This is a genomic window from Enterococcus aquimarinus (assembly GCF_001885765.1).
Classification (GTDB): Bacteria; Bacillota; Bacilli; order Lactobacillales; family Enterococcaceae; genus Enterococcus_I; species Enterococcus_I aquimarinus.
Window position 1 is genome coordinate 14,999 of record NZ_JXKD01000003.1, and the last position, 18,603, is coordinate 33,601.

Here is an 18,603-nt window from a genome sequence, read left to right on the forward strand (position 1 = left end):
TTTTTATATTTCCCATTTCATGACAGTCTTGCCCCAATTTGTCGTTAAATCTTCATCGAAACAATCAATAATGTCTTGAATAGTATGTATTGTTTTGACTGATCCTATAAGGTTTTTCAAACGATTTCTTGCACCTTGGTGTTTTTCTAAAAAATCAACTGTTTGTTGAAAATCTTCTACACCACTACGACTACTACCAATCATTGTCAAACCACGCTCTAAAACCATTCTCGTATTGATTTCAATTAGTGATTCAGAAACACCCATTAGTGCAATCGTTCCTTCAGGTCTAATATAGTCAATAATTTGATTAATTGCAGTTTGACTCCCCATTCCTCCTGTACACTCGAAAGCATGACTAATTGTCAGATTTTCTGGAATTTGGTTTATCAAAAAAACTTTATCGACAAATGAAAAATAGTCTAATTTTTCTTCATGCTTGCCAAAAACATAAATCTTGGACTCTGGATATTTAAAAGACAGAATTAAAGATGTAATATAACCTAAATTCCCATCACCCCAAACGCCAAATATTTCTTGATCGTTATTCATTTTTTCTTCCATACGATTAATTGTATGGTAAGCAACAGAAATTAATTCAATAAATGCAGACATTTCAAGGTCAAAATCTTGAGGTAAAATAACTGCTCGATCTCGTCGCAAAAAAATATATTCTTGCATATAACCATCATATCCGCTTGATCGAAATTGTGAGTTTTTTAAATAATTCTCATGAACAATTTCATTTTTTTCATGAGGTGTGTTTGGAACCATTACGACAATTTGTCCTTTTTTAAATTCATTAAGAGAATCAAAAATAACTTCTCCAATACCTTCATGAATAAGGGCCATTGGTAATTTTTCAGCTAAAACTTGTTTGTCACGCCTCCCCGTAAAATATCTTTGATCTGCATGACAAATCGATAAATACATGGGTCTAACAATTATTGTGTCTGCGTTTAACTCTTCATTTACTGTAATTGATTCGAATTGACGGGGAGAAACTAAGCGATATACTTGGTTTAACATCTATATTCGCTCCTCTACAATTGTATTAGCTACTTTCAAATCATATGGTGTAGTAATTTTTATATTATAGCTTTCTCCTTGAACCATTGCGACCTTTTCACCTGCTAATAAAATAATTTTACATGAATCACTTAAAAGGCTCTTTTCCTCCTCAGATAATTTTTCATAACTCTCGACGAATGTTTTAATGTTAAATGATTGAGGTGTTTGTCCTTGATACATTTCTTCTCTGACAGGTATCTCTAATAGTTCTCCATTCATTCCTCGAACAATAGTATCGAAAGCAGGAATAACAGTATCTACAGCACGATATTTTTTTAACTTTTCGATATTATCTTTAATAATTCTTCTTGTAACAAATGGACGGACCGCATCATGAGAAATAATAACATCATCATCATTGAGTCCATAATTTTCTTCAATGAAATGAATACTATTTATTAATGTATCGTTACGTTCTTTCCCACCAGCTACAATTTCAATTCGATCATCATCTACATATTTTTCAATAATATCGCGTGTATGCTCAATCCAAAGTTCAGGACAAGAAATGATAATTTTATGAAAATCTTCTATTAGTATAAATTTTTCAATTGTATGTATCAAAATTGGTTTGTTTTTAATAGATAAAAACTGTTTAGGCATATTTACATTACCCATTCTCGTACCTTTACCGGCTGCTAATATCTGTGCATAAATCATATTTATTACCTCCTCAATTGGTTAAATAAAATCAATAAATCGTGCTCTAAATTTCATATGAAGATGTGAGCCGACAATCATTACAAGTAAAATGACTAACCAAAAAAACATCGTTTGACTGCCTTTTTCCCAAAACCAACTTTTAGATAAAAAAGAATCTCTAAATCCATCAATAATATAATATATCGGATTTAATTCTAGCACTCTCACAACCCACCGATTACTTTCACCTTGAATTAATGTTTGGAAATTCCAAATTGCTCCCGACAAATAAAATAATAGTCTCAATACAGACTGCAACATGATATGATAATCACGCACAAGAACCGTAATAGTTGAATTCAAAATTCCAAAAGAAAATAGAAAAGCGATCATACAAATAAAATAATAAAAATACTGTAGCCAATAAATACTAGGATTAACATTGAATACAAACATTGAAATCAGTAAGACGCCCATCATGGCGCGATAGCTGACAAAATTACTAAACATATTTACTGTAGGTAATATACTAACTGGAAATTTCATCTTGGAAACCATACCCACTTTAGAATAAATACTATTTGATCCACCTAGTAATGAATTATTAATGAAAAACCATGCAATAATCCCTATCAACATCCATATAATATAAGGAGTCCCTTCCATCAATCGTCCTCGATTAACGCCAATACCAAAAACGATATAATAAATACCAACTTGAATTGCTGGATTTAAAAATTGCCATACTAATCCTAAATAATGACTTTGATATGTAGCACGTTCTTCGTACTTAGAAATTCGACTAATTGTTCCAAAATTTTTAATTTGTTCAATTAGAACAGTTTTAACATCATTCACTACAACATTCTCCTTTATTCATTCCCATATCTATAATTCCAATAGAGTGACTTAACAACAAATACCGGTAATTGTAAAATTCGATAAATACGTTTTGGATTCGATAGGGAGCGATATAGCCACTCTAGATTATGTTCAATTATCCATGCAGGAGCTCGATTTACTTCACCACTTATTACATCAAAACTACCACCTACATTTTGAAAAACTGTACTATCTAATTGAGAATAGTACTTTAACAACCATTTCTCTTGTTTGGGTGAACCTAATGCAACAAAGATAATATCCGCCTGACTATCATTAATATTTCTTATTATTTCCTTATCTGATTTTGTAGTATACCCGTCAATATAGCCGGCCACTTTGAGTTCAGGATGTTGTCTTTTTAAATTTAATACAGCTTTCTCGACAACGTTAGGACTTGCACCGTATAAAAAAATAGATTTACTATTTTTTTCCGCAAATCGAATTAATTCCATCATTACTTCGATTCCTGCCACACGTTCTTGAATATTTCCATTAGTCCACTTAGACACTTTAACTACTCCAATTCCATCTGGAAACCTATGAGTCGATTGGTGCAGATACTTTCCAACTTGTTCATCTTTCAATGCCATTAACAGAATTTGCGGATTTAGACTTGTTAACAACATTTTCTTATTCATCTTAAAATAATTGGGAACCTCTTCAATAAGTTCCTTTAATTGCCAGTTTTCTATTGAAAAGCCTAAAATTTTCTCTGACTTTACCATTTATTTCCTCCCACGATATATCTTACATATGCCAACAACCGAATTGTTGCCTGACCGTCATTATAAGTGTTCCATTCCTTATTAAACAAATTTGTTGACGTAAGAGTATCTGATGTCAATAAGGTGATTATTTCTGTTGTAGACTTCACCACTGGCAGTGAGTCAATCTTTAAAAAATCTTCTTGTATGCCAATTTTTTTTTCATATAAATCACGATCATACCAGAATAATATTATTGGTGAATTAGGATTAACCAAACTAAAATCAAAAAGTACAGAAGAATAATCCGAAATTAAAATATCTGCTTCCAAAATCAGATTATTCAAAGACTCATCTTTTCGACACCATCGGACAAATGACGTGTCCTCTTGCGTCCCAATTAAAAACTGAATATGAGGATGTAGTTTAACTATTAACCGATATTGATCACCAAGCTTTTCTTCCAATTGTTTAATGTCTAATGGTGGAAGTGCTACTTGATTATCTCGATAAGTGGGTGCGTACAAAATTACTTTTCGCTTATCAAAGTCACTTTCAACTTTTATTTGTTGAAAAAGAAAATCTGTTCGTGGCAACCCAAAATAAAGCATTTGTCTCTCTTGAGCTAAATAACTTCTTTGAAAAACTTGACTCATTTTATGCGAACTCACAATATACTTATCAAAAGAACGGTAAACATTTTTATATCTTTTTAAGTCTGCCTTAGTGCAACTAGATATTTTATGTTCTTCTAATCCAAAACGTTTTACGGCACCCACCGCATGCCAGATTTGAATAAAAACTTGATTTTTCTTCTTAATTGCACCTAAAAAAGGGAAATAATTATCACAAATCACTACTCTACTATTAGTAATAACTGGGATAGTGTAACTAATAAAGTAAAAGAGAGAATCAAGTGGATAGATTTTAATCCCTTTTTCTCGTAAACGTAATGCCTCTGAATGACATTTTTTATTATAAAAAACAATGACTGTTTGTTGTTGATTCAATTGTTCTATAAAGCCATGATTATTATCAGGAAAACTTAACAAATAAATCACACGCTTTTTTGTTTTAGCAAAAGATAAGAATTTGGAGTATATTGAAATCAAAAACATATATGTTTGCTTAAAAATAGCAATCAACCTCTTTATATTCGCCCATAAAAAAATCAGGGTGAACTTGTTCTATCTTTGGAGTACTAATGATTGATCTAAAGGAACGGTTCGAAATGTGTAAAGTCCCAAAAAACAGTAATGATGCTATAATCACTCCGATAAATATTTTCGTGAAAAATGACATTTTACCAATCGACGGGCCATTTAATACTCTTTTATCATAACCTTTAGAAATGATTCTTTTTTCTATTTCATCTAAATCGTACTCGATTTGTCGTGCTTTAAACTCATCTTGATACTCTTTTTTACGCTCAGGAGAAATACTTCGAAACCATGCAATAAACTTACGATAGTTTTCGACAACTTCTGCTGTAGTACCGTATTCTCTTAAATCGCCATAGTGCATCCACACGACCTTGTCACACAACTTTTCAATTTGAGGCAGCGAATGAGAAACAAAGAAAATTGTTTTGCCTTGTTCCTTAAATTCCATTATGCGATCTACACACTTTTGATAAAAAGTATCATCTCCAACTGACAATGCCTCGTCAATGATTAATACATCCGGGTTATGATGAATAGCGATTGAAAATCCTAATCTAGAACGCATTCCGCTCGAGTAATTTTTAACAGGTTGATTGATAAACTCACCAATGTCAGCAAAAGAAATAATGTCATCTAATACATTATCAATTTGTTCATGAGTAAAACCGTTCATCAAGCACTTTAAGCGGATATTTTCAATTCCTGTTAGTTGTGGTTTCAAACCTGCATTAATTGCAATAATAGAAGTTTCCCCATTAATATACATTTCGCCAGTGGTATGTGGTATTATTCCAGCCAATATATTGGATAATGTCGATTTACCAGATCCATTAATTCCAATTAAACCAATGGCCTCACCCGCATAAACTTCTAAGTCCACCCCTTTTAATCCCCAAAAATGTGGAACATTTTTTTGAGAAAATTTGAATAAGGCTTTTACCTTATCTGATTTTCGCTTATATAAATCATATTGCTTTGTCACCATTGTTAATTTTACTTTTACATCTTTTTCATGTGTCATCTATGATTCACCTTATTTCTATTCATTCTCGTTGAAATTTTACACTAAAACAGTTAAATAATCAAAAAACAATCTAACTTTGAATCATTAATTCCCGCTACTCATAATAATCTAGGTTGAGTCGCGTGTCTATCTTATAAAAAATTTAAGGATATCTTACGATTTTAAGGATACTACTTTACTTGTTCATTCAAAATAATTTTTAAATCACTCCCTTTCATGAGATTTCTCTCATAAAAGTTCGAACGTTTCATCAATTCCATTTTTACTTCCTCATAACCCAACTCTTCAATTAACGTTTGTTCGTCAGAAAACAAATTAACACCTAAACCAACTCGATTATTAGGTATTTCTACATGTAAGGCAGCTAGCGTTGTCGGCAACATATCTACTGCCGAAAAATGACGATTTTTCTTAACTTCTGCTATTTTTCCAGTATTTATAAATACATTGTATACACTTCTTTGATAATCTGAATCCAGAGATTTAAAAAAGTCTTTGTCCATTGTTAGATGGTCACCTGCAATCACGATTGTTGTATCCTGATAGAATGGTTGTTCCTGAATCCACGCAATTAATTGCATTACTTGGTTATCACTTTCATGTATGACATTACTATATTGATCATTAAATAAATTAGGCGTACTATCTTCAACATAGCCATCTTCAAAATGAGTATCTGCTGTGAGCATTGTAAAGTTAAAAGGATTATCTTGATTGGATAGTTCTGTTAATGTTTTTTTAGCATAATCAAATAACTTTCTATCTTCGTAGCCCCACCAAACATGATAATCTGTATCTATTAATTGTTGTTCTTTCGCCCATTGATAATCACGGATTTCATAATTTCCGTGTTGACTAAAGTACTTAAGTCTACCTGCAAACGTGGCATCAGAACCCATAAGTAGTACTTGTTTATACCCTTCATTTTCTAATATTTCACCTATAGAGTATGCTCCAGGTAAAAATTCCTCGCCTTCTTTACCGTAATTATTTACATGTAAATTGGTCCCACCGGTAGTTCGCAAAGGAACTCCTGCAGTTTGAGCAACCATCGAACTAGCTGTATGATTTGTGCCAGGCAACGGTAAAAAACCGCCTAAATATTCGGTTTGAGAAAAGTGAATACCCTGATCTAATGCCAAATTTGTTAAATTAGGAATCAAATTTTCCTTTTTACTTCCACCTAATTCTTGAGAACTATAACTGCTTTCCATTGATTCTAGGAAAATATAAATTAAATTTCTTTTTTCTTCAGGAAAAATGTAATCTACAGATTTTGGGTGTACATAATATTCATCATAAATTTTCGTTTCATCAAAGTAATAAGCTTGAATATCTGCAAAACCAATCTCTCGTATACTCAACGTAATTCCTAACCCAAAAACAAGAATACTAAAAGTAAATACAATAACAAAAATACTATCCTTAAATAAAAAAATTTTATTTAATTTGAAATTGAGATCGTAAAAACAGAGATAGTATAACATTGAATAAATTAAGGAAGTGATAAAAAGACTCGTTAATAATGGATGAACAAGATAGTTAATAATTTGCGAAGTGTCCGCTCCTGTCATTGGTTGACTGAACAAGTAAACTATCTGGTCAAAGGTTACATTATTGAAGGTTTCCATTACCCATAAACTACTTGTATATGTCAAAATACCGATGAATATTAGTACCCCCGATGCGAAAAATAATAAATAACGTCTACGTTTTATTTCTATCTTTTTTTCTAAGTATTTTTGATTTTCTAACCATTTAAAAAATTGTATAAAATTCAATATAAGAAGTATCGCTAATAAACTCAAAAGATTATTTTTCGTATATTCCCCACCTAAGGGAGCAATTAGGGCCGGAACATTTAGTACTGCTTTATCAAAGTACCTCCACAAAACTAAATTCAACAAATTAGACATTATAAATAAATGAAAAAATAGAGGCAAAAGCTTTAAAATACCTTTAGAGGAATTTCTCAAAATAATAAAAAATAAAATAAAAATTAATGTTAACATATCATCACGACTCCTGTATCAATCTCTAAATAAAACTATAACATAAACTAAAAATAATTGTATTCTGTCATCAAATATTAATATAAAACAATACTTATTGTATGTTTCAATCGAATACTAGAATAGATAGCTATTAATCATAAATCTTATGCCATTTTCTCCATAAAAATAGCGGAGTAATTTAACGTTTTGGTTACAAAACGTTAAATTACTCCGCTATTTCCTTTTAACTAAAAAAGTATTTCTCATCCACTGGACCTTTAATGTCATATTGTTGCGCTTTGACGATGGCTTTGTCTTTAAATTTCTCTTGATCAATCAATTCACAATGCTCGACTTCTACTAAAACGTAATCTTCAAAAATTTCTTTGATTTCCCCCACAAATGGTCGTTGAAAATCCTTTGTTTTCACTTCATACTTTTTACCGATGACTAAATCCTCTAACATCGTAACGCCTCCTAAGTGAATTATTTACTACTTAATTAATAACACTTAATTGAAGAAGTTACAAGTAGATCAAGGATTTTCACAAATTTTTATGCTTCTAAAACTAAAATTCATGACTATGCTTATTAAGAATAAGAAAAAGATCAAGTAAACGATTCTTTACTTGATCTTTTGCATTCTCTATTAAGGATAAATACGGTTAATCAAACGTGGGAATGGACTTGCTTCACGCACATGTTCAATTCCAGAGATCCAAGTAACTGCTCGTTCTAATCCTAAGCCAAAACCTGAATGTGGAACAGTTCCATATTTACGTAAATCTAAATACCAAGAATATTCCTCTTCATTTAGACCAAATTCACGAATACGTTCTAACACAAATTCATAATCGGTTGCGCGTTCAGAACCGCCGATAATCTCGCCGTATCCTTCAGGTGCAATCATATCTGCACAAATAACGACGTCTTCACGCGTTGGATGTGGTTTCATATAGAATGGTTTAATTGCTTTTGGATAATTCAAGATAAAGACTGGTTGCTCAAATGAATTCGCAATGAAGGTTTCATGTGGTGAACCAAAGTCATCTCCCCATGTTACATCGTCAAAGCCATTTTCGTTTAATAACGTTACTGCATCATCGTAAGAAATCCGTGGATAAGGTAATTGCGTGTATTTTTCTAAGACAGCACGATCACGGCCTAATACGTCTAACGCGTAATCGCAGTTATCTAAGACACTTTGAACTAAATAAGCGACGTATTCTTCTTGAACAACTAAACTTTCTTCTTGTGTTGTAAAAGCCATTTCAGGTTCCATCATCCAAAATTCAATTAAATGACGACGTGTTTTAGATTTTTCAGCACGGAATGTTGGTCCAAATGAAAAGACTTTCCCAAATGCCATCGCTGCTGCTTCTAAATATAATTGACCTGATTGGGATAAATAGGCTTTATCGCCGAAATAATCCGTCTCAAACAAATCAGTCGTACCTTCTGGCGCAGAGCCTGTCAAAATCGGTGGATCAATTTTAACAAAGTGACGTTCGTTAAAGAATTGATATGTTGCACGGATAATTTCATTACGGATTTGCATAATGGCATGTTGTCTAGACGAACGCAACCATAAATGACGGTGATCCATTAAAAATTCCGTTCCATGTTCTTTAGGAGTAATGGGATAATCATGGCTTTCCCCAATGACTTCAATCCCTTGAATGCCAATTTCATACCCAAATTTAGAACGACTGTCTTCTCGAATTTCACCCGTAATCATGACAGAAGTTTCTTGATGAAGGTTTTTTGCGATTTGGAAAATCTCTTCTCCTACTTCGTTTTTAACAACGATTCCTTGGAAGTATGCTGTTCCATCACGTAGTTGTAAGAACGCAATTTTACCACTTGAACGCTTGTTTGCAACCCAGGCGCCAATTTGAACGATTTCGCCAATATGTTTTTTGGCATCAATAATTTGAATTTGTTCCACTGATGTCTCTCCATTCTATATTTAAAGATTCTTCAAGATTGTATTACTTTTGACGTTTTTTTTCAACAAAAGCTTTGATTCTTTGGACGGTTTGTTCCAATGTTTCCCAATCACTCGCATAACTAATCCGAATATTTTCAGGTGCGCCAAAACCTGCACCTGTGACCAATGCCACGTGCGCTTCTTTTAGTAAGTCATCGGTAAAAATTGTCACATCATCATAGCCACAGATTGCCATCGTCTCTTTAACATTTGGAAATAAATAAAAAGCTCCTTGAGGCTTCGCACACTTGACGCCAGGGATTTCTAATACTAAAGGATACAAACGGTTTAACCGTTCTTCAAAGGCCTTGCGCATTGCTTCTACAGAGTCTTGTGGACCCGTCAGTGCTTCTACAGCAGCATATTGACTAACGGCAGTGGGATTACTTGTCGCTTGCGAAGCAATATTGGTCATTGCTTCAATAATTTTTTGATCCCCTACCGCAAATCCAATGCGCCATCCGGTCATCGAATAGGTTTTTGAAACACCGTTAATGATCATTGTTTGGCGACGAATCGCTTCTGAAATCGTCGCGATGGGTGTAAACGTCGCATCTCCATAAACTAATCGACCGTAAATGTCATCGGCAATGATTAAAATATTGTGTTCAACAGCCCATTCCCCAATTGATTGAAGCTCTTCTTTCGTGTAAATCATTCCCGTTGGATTAGATGGCGTATTTAATACGAGAGCTTTGGTCTTCGCTGTTAAACATGCCGTTAATTGCTCAACCGTCACTTTAAATTGATTTTCTTCTTTGCCTTGAACAAAGACTGGGACGCCTTCTGCTAATTGGACTTGATCTGCGTAGCTAACCCAATAAGGAACTGGAATTAAGACTTCATCTTGCGCATCTAAAATGACTTGGAATAATGCATATAGGGCAAATTTCGCACCATCGGTAATCAATGTTTCTTTAGGTGAGTAGGTTAGGCCATAGTAACGTTCGATATAGCTTACAACCGCCTGACGAAGTTCAGGAATCCCTGCCGTTGGTGTATAAAAACTTGCTTTTCCTGATTGAATCGCCGCAATGGCAGCCTGTTGAATATTCTCTGGTGTGGGAAAATCTGGTTCTCCTAAAGTGACACTTAAAATATCAAGACCTTGAGCCTTTAACTCCTTGGCTTTAGCTGAAGCAGCCAGCGTCACGGACGGTTTTAATTGTTTAGCACGTTTTGATAACTCCATTTTCATTCATCAATCCTTTCGTTTTCAAACATTTCCTTACTCTTGCGAGGGAAGACGGTGAACGAGCGATCCGTCTTTAAAATCAATCAAATAATAATGCAGCTCGTCATTTCCTTTAGTCATTACTTCCCAAACAACTTGATCATTAAACATACCTAGTGTTGTTTTTTTGATTCTTTCTTGCGGAGCCAACTCTTGCACAACGGCTCTTGCTTGTTCTTGTGTCAATCCATCTTTTTCATCAAAAATCAATAATTTTTCGCCCGTTTTCGGAATAATCACGACAACATTTTTCCCGGCTTCTGTTTCGCCCACTAAACTAAAATAGGTTTCCTCCCGTGTAAACCAATAAAATTGATCGACTCGCTGGATATCGACATGCTCTTTTGCTAGTTGGATAGCCTCTTCTTTCGCTTGACGCATCGGACGAGAGGCACGAATATAAAAAATTGCTGAAAATAAAATGATTAACAGTAAGGCGACAATCAAACTGAATAAAATCAGGATTTTTTTACGCTCTTTTTTTTCGGCTTTATTCACCCGATTTCACTCCTTTACTTGGCTCTATTATAACAGAATGTTGAGGAGAATCGGCTTCTATTTCTTCTTTTGGATAATCTCTTTTGAAGAATTGAGCGATCTCAGGTAACATCTCGGCCACACTTCTTTCATGAATCGCTAAATCTTTTGGTAATGATTGTTGCAGTTTTTGACCATACGAAGAATGGATTAACCGAGAATCGAGGACAACCATCACGCCGCGATCTTCTTCCGAGCGAATCAAACGCCCCAAACCTTGACGCAATTTTAATGACGCTTTTGGTAAGGCTTCTTTTTTAAAATAGTTGTCTCCTTGTTCATCAAGATAGCGCGATTTTGCTTCAATCATCGGTCGTTGCGGGTGATCAAACGGCAAGCGTGTCACAATCAGTAACTGTAACGTATCGCCCGGTAAATCAACGCCTTGCCAAAAACTATCTGCACCAAATAATACCGCTCCTTTACGATGCCGGAAACGTTTTAAGAGTTTTTCACGACTCCCGCCAATTCCTTGGGCAATAATTTCACGACCATTTTCTAAAAAGGACATTTGCATTCGATAATACACTTTTTGTAAAATATCATGCGATGTAAATAAAACGAGCGTTGATTCTTTTTGCTGTTCTAAAATCGGTGAGAGTGTGCGAACGATAAAATCGACATACTCATAAATTGACAGCTCTTTAATCGCTACTTGTTCGTTTAAAACAAATAACCGGACTTGTTCATCATAATGATAGGGCGGTGGAATCACTTTTAATTTTGCATCAGGGATTCCTAATCTTTGGGCAAAATAATTCGTGAATGTTGCCACTTTTAGTGTCCCACCAACGTATAGAATTTTTTCATAGCGAGGATACCAGGCCGTATTCGGTAAAATTGCTGCTTCTAAATCAATTAATTGCATACGCACCGTATTTTGACTGCCGTAAATATACAATTTATGCACATATCTTGGTTCCCAGGATGTAAACCACTGTTTCACAAAAGAGGCTTGCGCGCTGAGCTCCTCAAAGAAAATCAGTGCTTTACCATAGACGATTTTTTCGCGGGCGAGCCACTGTTCGTTGTGTCGGAAGCAAGCTGCTGCAATTTGCTGTTGTAACAAGAGACTCTCTTCATAATAAAGGTATAATTTTTTTAGATTTTTCTTTCCTTGATTTGATAAGTTCAAATCATCTCGTGTCACAAACAGTTCCTCTTTCACTTGAAAAGGTAATAACCATTCGGCAAAAATTTCTTCTTGAATCTCACTAATTTCGGACAAAATCGTTTGATACAACTCAAATAGCTGAAGGATTTCGGCTTCTTGACTCAGCATCGCTCGCAACGTATCAAATAACTGTCCATCTTCTCCAAGATGCCGTAATTGTCGTTGAAAGACCTCTGTATCAAAAAACTGATTCGTCACTTGTTCCATCACTTCTGGTAAATGATGCGCTTCATCAATCATTAAGATCTGACTATTCGGAAGATAAGGTGTTTCTCTTCTTGTTTCTTGTGCTAAAAAAGCATGATTGACAATTAAAAAATTACTTTGAGTCATTTTTTGATTAAGATGAACTAAAAAATCTTCTTGGTAGAAAGCTTGTTTTTTAGATAGATAGTCGACACCACGATGTTTAATTTCTTCAAAGAGTAAATGATTGAGACTCGTTAAGTTTAACTCACCAAAATCACCGGTTTCTGTCTGCGTGAGCCAGACTAACAGGCGCATTTGATAGAGACCATATTGTTTTTGGACAATTGGCGCATCTAAAGTTGCTTTAAAACGTTGTAAATCGATGTAGTTTCCTTTTCCTTTGATGACGGTTGCTTGAATTTTATAATCGAGCAGTTGATTTAATTTAGGAATATCTTCCTCAATCAATTGTTGTTGAAGCAAAATGGAAGCTGTGCTAATGACGACTGGTTTTTCAGGCGTTGCCAAATAACTAAGGGGTAACAAATAGCCCATCGTTTTCCCCATACCAGTCGAGGCTTCAATTAATAAGTCTTTTTCATCTTCGTTCGTTACGTGTTTATGAATTAAATTCATCAGCTTACCTTGTTGTGGCCGATAACTTAACCGTTCCTGAAATAGTCTTTGCTTTTGTTTTTTGGTTTTTGGATACGTGATTTCATAAAGCGGTTGTTCAAAAAGAGTAACTTCTTTCTTTTTTAAGGCAATTTGGTTCACTACCATTAAGTCGGTTGCTAATTCTGTTGGATTTTGCTTCATTTCAAGGGCTAATTGTTTAATATAATCACTCGTTTGATGACTCGTGACCGAACTCAATGTTGCGATTTTTTCAATCGTCACAAGGGGTAAGGCCTTCGCTAGTTCTTCAATTCTTAAAAATAAATCAGCCGTTACTTCCGCATCACTGGCTGCTTGATGAGGATTTTCATGTATGATACCCAAACTTTCAGCTAAGTCATTTAAGCGATAACTTGATTCGGTCGGCAAAAAGATTTGGGCCAACTCCACCGTATCAATCCCGGCAATTGTTAAGCGAGGCATCCCACAACGAACCAACTCATGGTTTAAAAAATGATAATCAAAATGAATATTATGAGCCACAAAAACCGTATCCTGCAACAGGTTATAAATGGTTTGGGCAATGTCTTCAAAATAAGGAGCTTTTTGTACTTGGCGATTGGAGATTTGAGTCAAACTTTGAATTTGACGAGAAATCATTTGACTTGGATTAATATCCGTTGAAAAACGTCCGACAATCTTTTGATTTTCAACCAAAACACAACCAAATTGAATCATCCGATCGACTTTTGGATCGGTACCGGTTGTTTCAATGTCAACAATCGCATAAGTTGTCGTCATCGAAATATCCCCTCCTTCTCTTGTTCTTTTGATATTATACTATATTTTCATCTGATACGAGACCTTCTTTATGGATAAAAAACAAAAAAGACGAAGCCGAGGCTTCGTCTTTTACTAATTTTAGTTTAAATTAAGCTTTGTTAACGTTAGTTGCTTGAGGGCCACGTTGTCCATCTTCAACATCGAAAGTCACTGCTTGACCTTCTTCTAAAGTTTTGAAACCTTCGCCTTGGATAGCTGAGAAATGTACGAATACATCTTTACCGTCTTCTGCAGTGATAAATCCAAAACCTTTATCTGAGTTAAACCATTTTACTGTACCTGTTTCCATAATTAAAAATCCTCCTTGTGTCTCACACACATATTTTGCAATTCGTTGTTAAGGTGAAAATTTGGGAGATGTTCTTAAGTTGAAACAAGCTACCAACATTTACCATTACCAAAAACTACATACTTAGTATAACACACAAATCCAAAAAAAACAGACTTTTCTTAACTTTTTTTAAAATTCGATTCTTTTTAATGCGTTTTCTTAATAGCGGAGGCTTGCAATTAATCCTTTTTGTCCAGGAGCATTTTTCTGTTCTAGTACATAGACATCGCCGCCATTTATTAAGGTATCGATCGATAAGGAGTTTAACTCTTGGCGCCAATCATACTCTGTGTCTGGATCATCTCCAAAGCCATCCGTTAAATTGGATGTTGCAATAAACAGCTGACCGATACGCCCTGTTTTTGCACTTTGTTTAATATCGGATAAATGATGCACATATTTTCCATCCATTAACCTTTGGTAAGCTAACACTTCTTTTTCTTGTAGCTCTTTTTGAATCGATTCTAGATTTTTTTCCAATTCTTGAAGGGATAGTTGTGTTGGCGAAGACGGAACGGAAATAGTCTGATCTACGTGAATCGAGCGAACGACTTTTCTAAATAATGTTTGATTTTCCGGCAGGCCATAAAGGAAAACCGGCAGTTTTTCTTCTGTTTCAAAGAAGTCCTTCAAATATTTACCGACTGCAAGATAGTAATTGCTCCAATCAATTTCAAGTTCTTCTTCTTTTGTATTGGTCCCGTGTCCCGCGTGGTTACCAAGGTTACTTGAAGAGCGGTAATGCAAGACACCACGGCTATCATCGCGTTCTGTCCCTAAAGCAATTTCCAGGGTCGTTGGCGCATCAGCAGGTAATGGCACTTCTACTAACTTTTTATTCTCCATTTTATACAAAGCCATTGAATCACGATTCAAGGCTAAAACATAATAGGAATAATTAAATTGTGCATTTTTGATAATCGCTAGTAGATAAGGTGTGTCTCCAACGTAATATTGATCATCCACTTCAATGCTTAATGGATGCACAAATGTTTCATGAGGTGTTAAAATAATCGCTAGACTTTTCGAGCCATTGCGCCAAAAGTCGCGATCGTTTAAAATACTATCTGCTTTTTCTTGAATCACAGACCAATCGAGATTTGGATACCGTTTCTCGTAGCGTTGTTTTGCTTCTTTGACAAAATTCTTGAATTTCAAGTGACTTTTTTCCACTTGTTGGAATGCCACCTGCGTATTTAACATAATGGTAACAAAAGGTCCTTCTACTTGGTTCGATGTGAGTTGTAGTAATAAATCTTTGCTGTTTTTCGCCATAAACAAATTCCTCCTACAATTTTTTCTTCTTACACCTTTAGTGTACCAAAAGACAGACATTCTAGAAAGGAAAACGATTACAAATTAGTGAGAAAAAATAATTTCTGAAGTTTTGGAGGTTTCTCCAAAGGATTCATCTTGCAATCATCCATCGGGATTAGATGGAGTCATCAGTGTGTGATCCAGTGCGAGTTTTTTACGACTCGATAAAGCCATTAACACAAATGTCGCACAAGTTCTATCGAATGGTCCTACATAAAAGAATCGATTCCTCCATTAAAATGTCCCCTGTAGGAATCGAACCTACAACTAAACCTTAGGAGGGTCTTGTAATATCCATTTTACTAAGGGGACAAAAAAACTCTTTATTCATCTTAACGCGGATAAATAAAGAGTGCAATATTATTTAAAAATAATCTTCTAAAATTGGACGTTTTTTAGGAAATATAGCCGAAATCGCGTTTTCTAACCCCGGTTCAAGAACTAAGAAGCGATAAAAGACTAATTCCTCCAACGACTTGTACCCTAAAAATAATTGCGTAAATCGTTGAATGGAGGTTTTCATCAACGGTAAGCTAGTTTCGACTACTTTTTGGATAACAACCTCACGATTTGATTGAACGTGAATTTCAAAAATCCCAGTATTCCAAGGGCTATAAGAATCTTCTTCGATTTCTATAGCAAAAGAAGTTTGTAAATACTCAAATGGATAGACTTTCAAGAATGCTTCAATGTCTACTATTTTTACCATCATATCTGGTCGACTAGATAGCTGACTAATGGGACGCTCGTTTAAGAAAAAAGGCGTTTGACCATTAGCAGAGCGCTCATAAAAAAATTCTTGGACAGAATCGGCGTGCGATGCAATGTACTTATGCAAACCTCGATAAGCAGCCTCCGTTAGATATACCCACTCGACAATGGTGAAGACTCCTGCTTTCATCTGATAGACCAAATAACCTTGGACTTGCGCTTCTTCATCGTAATAAAGTGCAAAATAATTCCCGGGTTTCATTTGATACTTATACTCATACCACCAGGTTTCACGCAGTAAGCAACCTTCTTCCTGGGTCATCGTCGCTGCATAAATTTTCGCAATCGACGCTTTCGCTTCTTGCCAGTCTTTCCTTAAGACTTTTCCTTTTGGTGAGGCCACCCGAGGCCAGTCTTGATGCGAAATACGGTAACTAGAACGTTCAAATAAAAGCTCATAACCATAACGACGATAGAATGGGTACGAAAAAGGTGCTAAATAGGAAAATAAAATCCCTTGCTCATAACAATCTTTTAAGAGTTCTTTCATAATGGCATCAATACGGCCTCCTCCACGAAAAGAAGGATCGGACGAAACAAAGCCTACGCCGCCCATTTTATGTGTTTTTTGGAAAAAGTTTACGTCAAATGGTGTTAGCATCACTTGACTCGCTAAGTCATCTCCTTCAAAGGAGCCATAATTAATCGAATGTTCTGCCAAGTAGTGAAATCGTTTTTGATACTCTGCACTATTTTCAAATTGAAATGCATATTGTGCTAGGTCAAACATCTTAGAATACTCCTGTTGTTGCATTTTTTTTATTTTTTGCACCAAATTTCCTCCTCGTTTTTGATTAAAAAAAACAAAACTTTAGTAAGTATCACCAAAGTTTTGTTCGAATTTATTAAAGGCTTTGTTCACGTTTAAGTTCTTGTAAAACCCCAATGCGGACAAACGGTGCGTAGATTGCAACAGAGATGACCAAGTTAACAGCTGCCAAAATCGCTCCGGAGAAACTTTGGGTTGCTAAAAATCCGCCTAAAATCGGTGGTGTTACCCATGGTGGCATTACCGTTGCAACTGGGACAAGTCCTAATCTAGTTGCCCAGTAAGCCGTCGTGACTAACGTCATTGGTGCTAAAATAAACGGGATAAACATGATTGGGTTTAATACAATCGGTAAACCGAATAACATTGGCTCATTAATATTGAACAATCCTGGTGCCATACTTAAGTTGTTGACAACATTATAAGCTTTATGTTTCCGTCCCACAAGGAAAATCGCGATAATTAGTCCAAAGGTCGCTCCTGTTCCTCCTAAGTTTACAAAACTATCAATAAATGGTTTGTTGACAATGTAAGGAGCCGCTTTTCCTGCTGTAACGGCTGCTAAGTTTGCTTCGATTGCAGGTGCATTAATCGTTTGTAAAAACGGATCAATCATGTTGGCACCGTGTAATCCAAAGAACCATAAGAATGGTGTAATAAAGGCGATTAGTAGAGCCGATGGATAACTATTTGCTAATCCCATAAACGGTTCTTGAACAGCCGCGTAAAATGAACCAATAATATCAGTAATACCAAATGCGGCAAAAATTGCGGCAACTAGACCAAACAAACTGATGACAATCATAGCTGGTAGTAACGCTGCAAATGAACGAGCAACTGCTGGTGGTACACCATCGGGCATTTTGATGACTAATTTATCATTACCAATTAAGCGAACAAATATTTCAGTTGAGATTAATGCAACAATAATCGCGATAAAAAGGCCGTTACTTGACATTCCTAGAGCGCCACCTAGTGCAAAGAAGGCTCCCAACGAAACTGCTCCTGCTGCTAAACCATCTTTTCCATAACCATGTGCTAGATTATAAGCAACCAGAAAGGCAATTAAAACTGATAAGATCGCAAATGTCCCACTCCAGACAGAACCGCCAAACCCTTTCCAAGCTTCCCCACCGAAAACGGTATTCATGGCATTCTGGAAAGCATCAATTGGCAAGTTATTGAACATTACCGCTAACGCCCCTAAAATCATCAGGGGCATCGTCACCATAAAGGCATCACGAATGGCAATTAAATGGCGCTGTGCTCCAATTTTAGAAGCTATTGGAACAAACTTTTCTTCCATAAACTCTACAAATCTATCCATTATTACTTCCTCCTATTTTT

At 35.3% G+C, this 18,603-nt stretch carries 16 protein-coding genes and 1 tRNA gene; all 17 read right to left on the minus strand.

The genetic code is table 11. From position 1 onward, the window contains the following. Nucleotides 1-3 precede the first annotated feature (3 nt). The 17 genes from RU93_RS03065 to RU93_RS03145 all read right to left on the minus strand — a co-directional run bounded on the left by RU93_RS03065 (nt 4) and on the right by RU93_RS03145 (nt 18,583). Entirely contained in the window at nt 4-1,029 is a 1,026-nt protein-coding gene (locus RU93_RS03065) for a ribitol-5-phosphate dehydrogenase (RefSeq protein ID WP_071874142.1), read from the minus strand. Then, nucleotides 1,030-1,731 (minus strand): IspD/TarI family cytidylyltransferase, encoded by a 702-nt coding sequence (locus tag RU93_RS03070; RefSeq protein ID WP_071874143.1) that lies wholly within the window; start codon nt 1,729-1,731, stop codon nt 1,030-1,032. 21 nt (nt 1,732-1,752) lie between these two features. Then, nucleotides 1,753-2,571: an ABC transporter permease gene (locus RU93_RS03075; RefSeq protein ID WP_071874144.1), complete on the minus strand. Its 819-nt coding sequence runs from the start codon at nt 2,569-2,571 to the stop codon at nt 1,753-1,755. A gap of 14 nt (nt 2,572-2,585) precedes the next feature. Beyond that, complete coding sequence (locus RU93_RS03080) at nt 2,586-3,323, minus strand: WecB/TagA/CpsF family glycosyltransferase (protein WP_071874145.1); 738 nt, start codon at nt 3,321-3,323, stop codon at nt 2,586-2,588. Continuing rightward, a complete protein-coding gene (locus RU93_RS03085) occupies nt 3,317-4,363 on the minus strand; it encodes a CDP-glycerol glycerophosphotransferase family protein (RefSeq protein WP_169818082.1) in 1,047 nt (348 codons plus the stop codon). The genes RU93_RS03080 and RU93_RS03085 overlap by 7 nt, the downstream gene beginning before the upstream one ends. Nucleotides 4,364-4,430: 67 nt before the next feature. Next, the gene (locus RU93_RS03090; protein WP_071874147.1) at nt 4,431-5,486 is read right to left on the minus strand and encodes an ABC transporter ATP-binding protein; all 1,056 of its coding nucleotides are present in this window, start codon (nt 5,484-5,486) and stop codon (nt 4,431-4,433) included. Between the two features lie 173 nt (nt 5,487-5,659). After that, the gene (locus RU93_RS03095) at nt 5,660-7,501 is read right to left on the minus strand and encodes an LTA synthase family protein (protein WP_071874148.1); all 1,842 of its coding nucleotides are present in this window, start codon (nt 7,499-7,501) and stop codon (nt 5,660-5,662) included. A 226-nt stretch (nt 7,502-7,727) separates the two neighbouring features. Then, nucleotides 7,728-7,949 (minus strand): hypothetical protein, encoded by a 222-nt coding sequence (locus RU93_RS03100; RefSeq protein ID WP_071874149.1) that lies wholly within the window; start codon nt 7,947-7,949, stop codon nt 7,728-7,730. 183 nt (nt 7,950-8,132) lie between these two features. Continuing rightward, nucleotides 8,133-9,431: an asparagine--tRNA ligase gene (asnS, locus tag RU93_RS03105; protein ID WP_071874150.1), complete on the minus strand. Its 1,299-nt coding sequence runs from the start codon at nt 9,429-9,431 to the stop codon at nt 8,133-8,135. 43 nt (nt 9,432-9,474) lie between these two features. Then, complete coding sequence (locus RU93_RS03110; protein ID WP_071874321.1) at nt 9,475-10,665, minus strand: pyridoxal phosphate-dependent aminotransferase; 1,191 nt, start codon at nt 10,663-10,665, stop codon at nt 9,475-9,477. Between the two features lie 36 nt (nt 10,666-10,701). Next, on the minus strand, nt 10,702-11,205 hold the full coding sequence (locus tag RU93_RS03115; RefSeq protein WP_071874151.1) for a cell wall elongation regulator TseB-like domain-containing protein: 504 nt from the start codon (nt 11,203-11,205) through the stop codon (nt 10,702-10,704). Then, nucleotides 11,198-14,026 carry a helicase C-terminal domain-containing protein gene (locus tag RU93_RS03120; protein WP_071874152.1) on the minus strand — a complete coding sequence of 943 codons (2,829 nt, stop codon included), beginning with the start codon at nt 14,024-14,026 and terminating at the stop codon, nt 11,198-11,200. The genes RU93_RS03115 and RU93_RS03120 overlap by 8 nt, the downstream gene beginning before the upstream one ends. 130 nt (nt 14,027-14,156) lie before the next feature. Continuing rightward, nucleotides 14,157-14,357 (minus strand): cold-shock protein, encoded by a 201-nt coding sequence (locus RU93_RS03125; RefSeq protein ID WP_071874153.1) that lies wholly within the window; start codon nt 14,355-14,357, stop codon nt 14,157-14,159. Nucleotides 14,358-14,558: 201 nt separating this feature from the next. Further along, on the minus strand, nt 14,559-15,674 hold the full coding sequence (locus tag RU93_RS03130; RefSeq protein WP_071874154.1) for a baeRF6 domain-containing protein: 1,116 nt from the start codon (nt 15,672-15,674) through the stop codon (nt 14,559-14,561). A gap of 282 nt (nt 15,675-15,956) precedes the next feature. After that, nucleotides 15,957-16,028, minus strand: a tRNA-Arg gene (locus RU93_RS03135). A 52-nt stretch (nt 16,029-16,080) separates the two neighbouring features. Then, nucleotides 16,081-17,259 (minus strand): GNAT family N-acetyltransferase, encoded by a 1,179-nt coding sequence (locus RU93_RS03140; RefSeq protein ID WP_245785362.1) that lies wholly within the window; start codon nt 17,257-17,259, stop codon nt 16,081-16,083. A 73-nt stretch (nt 17,260-17,332) separates the two neighbouring features. Then, entirely contained in the window at nt 17,333-18,583 is a 1,251-nt protein-coding gene (locus RU93_RS03145; protein WP_071874155.1) for a PTS sugar transporter subunit IIC, read from the minus strand. Nucleotides 18,584-18,603: the final 20 nt, after the last annotated feature.

What these genes read in the sequence shown, in the direction of transcription:
- RU93_RS03130 (WP_071874154.1), bottom strand. Translation starts at nt 15,674, where the DNA reads ATGGCGAAAAACAGCAAAGATTTATTACTACAACTCACATCGAACCAA.
- RU93_RS03100 (WP_071874149.1), bottom strand. Translation starts at nt 7,949, where the DNA reads ATGTTAGAGGATTTAGTCATCGGTAAAAAGTATGAAGTGAAAACAAAG.
- RU93_RS03070 (WP_071874143.1), bottom strand. Translation starts at nt 1,731, where the DNA reads ATGATTTATGCACAGATATTAGCAGCCGGTAAAGGTACGAGAATGGGT.
- RU93_RS03110 (WP_071874321.1), bottom strand. Translation starts at nt 10,665, where the DNA reads ATGGAGTTATCAAAACGTGCTAAACAATTAAAACCGTCCGTGACGCTG.
- RU93_RS03145 (WP_071874155.1), bottom strand. Translation starts at nt 18,583, where the DNA reads ATGGATAGATTTGTAGAGTTTATGGAAGAAAAGTTTGTTCCAATAGCT.
- RU93_RS03125 (WP_071874153.1), bottom strand. Translation starts at nt 14,357, where the DNA reads ATGGAAACAGGTACAGTAAAATGGTTTAACTCAGATAAAGGTTTTGGA.
- RU93_RS03120 (WP_071874152.1), bottom strand. Translation starts at nt 14,026, where the DNA reads ATGACGACAACTTATGCGATTGTTGACATTGAAACAACCGGTACCGAT.
- RU93_RS03090 (WP_071874147.1), bottom strand. Translation starts at nt 5,486, where the DNA reads ATGACACATGAAAAAGATGTAAAAGTAAAATTAACAATGGTGACAAAG.
- RU93_RS03095 (WP_071874148.1), bottom strand. Translation starts at nt 7,501, where the DNA reads ATGTTAACATTAATTTTTATTTTATTTTTTATTATTTTGAGAAATTCC.
- RU93_RS03080 (WP_071874145.1), bottom strand. Translation starts at nt 3,323, where the DNA reads ATGGTAAAGTCAGAGAAAATTTTAGGCTTTTCAATAGAAAACTGGCAA.
- RU93_RS03065 (WP_071874142.1), bottom strand. Translation starts at nt 1,029, where the DNA reads ATGTTAAACCAAGTATATCGCTTAGTTTCTCCCCGTCAATTCGAATCA.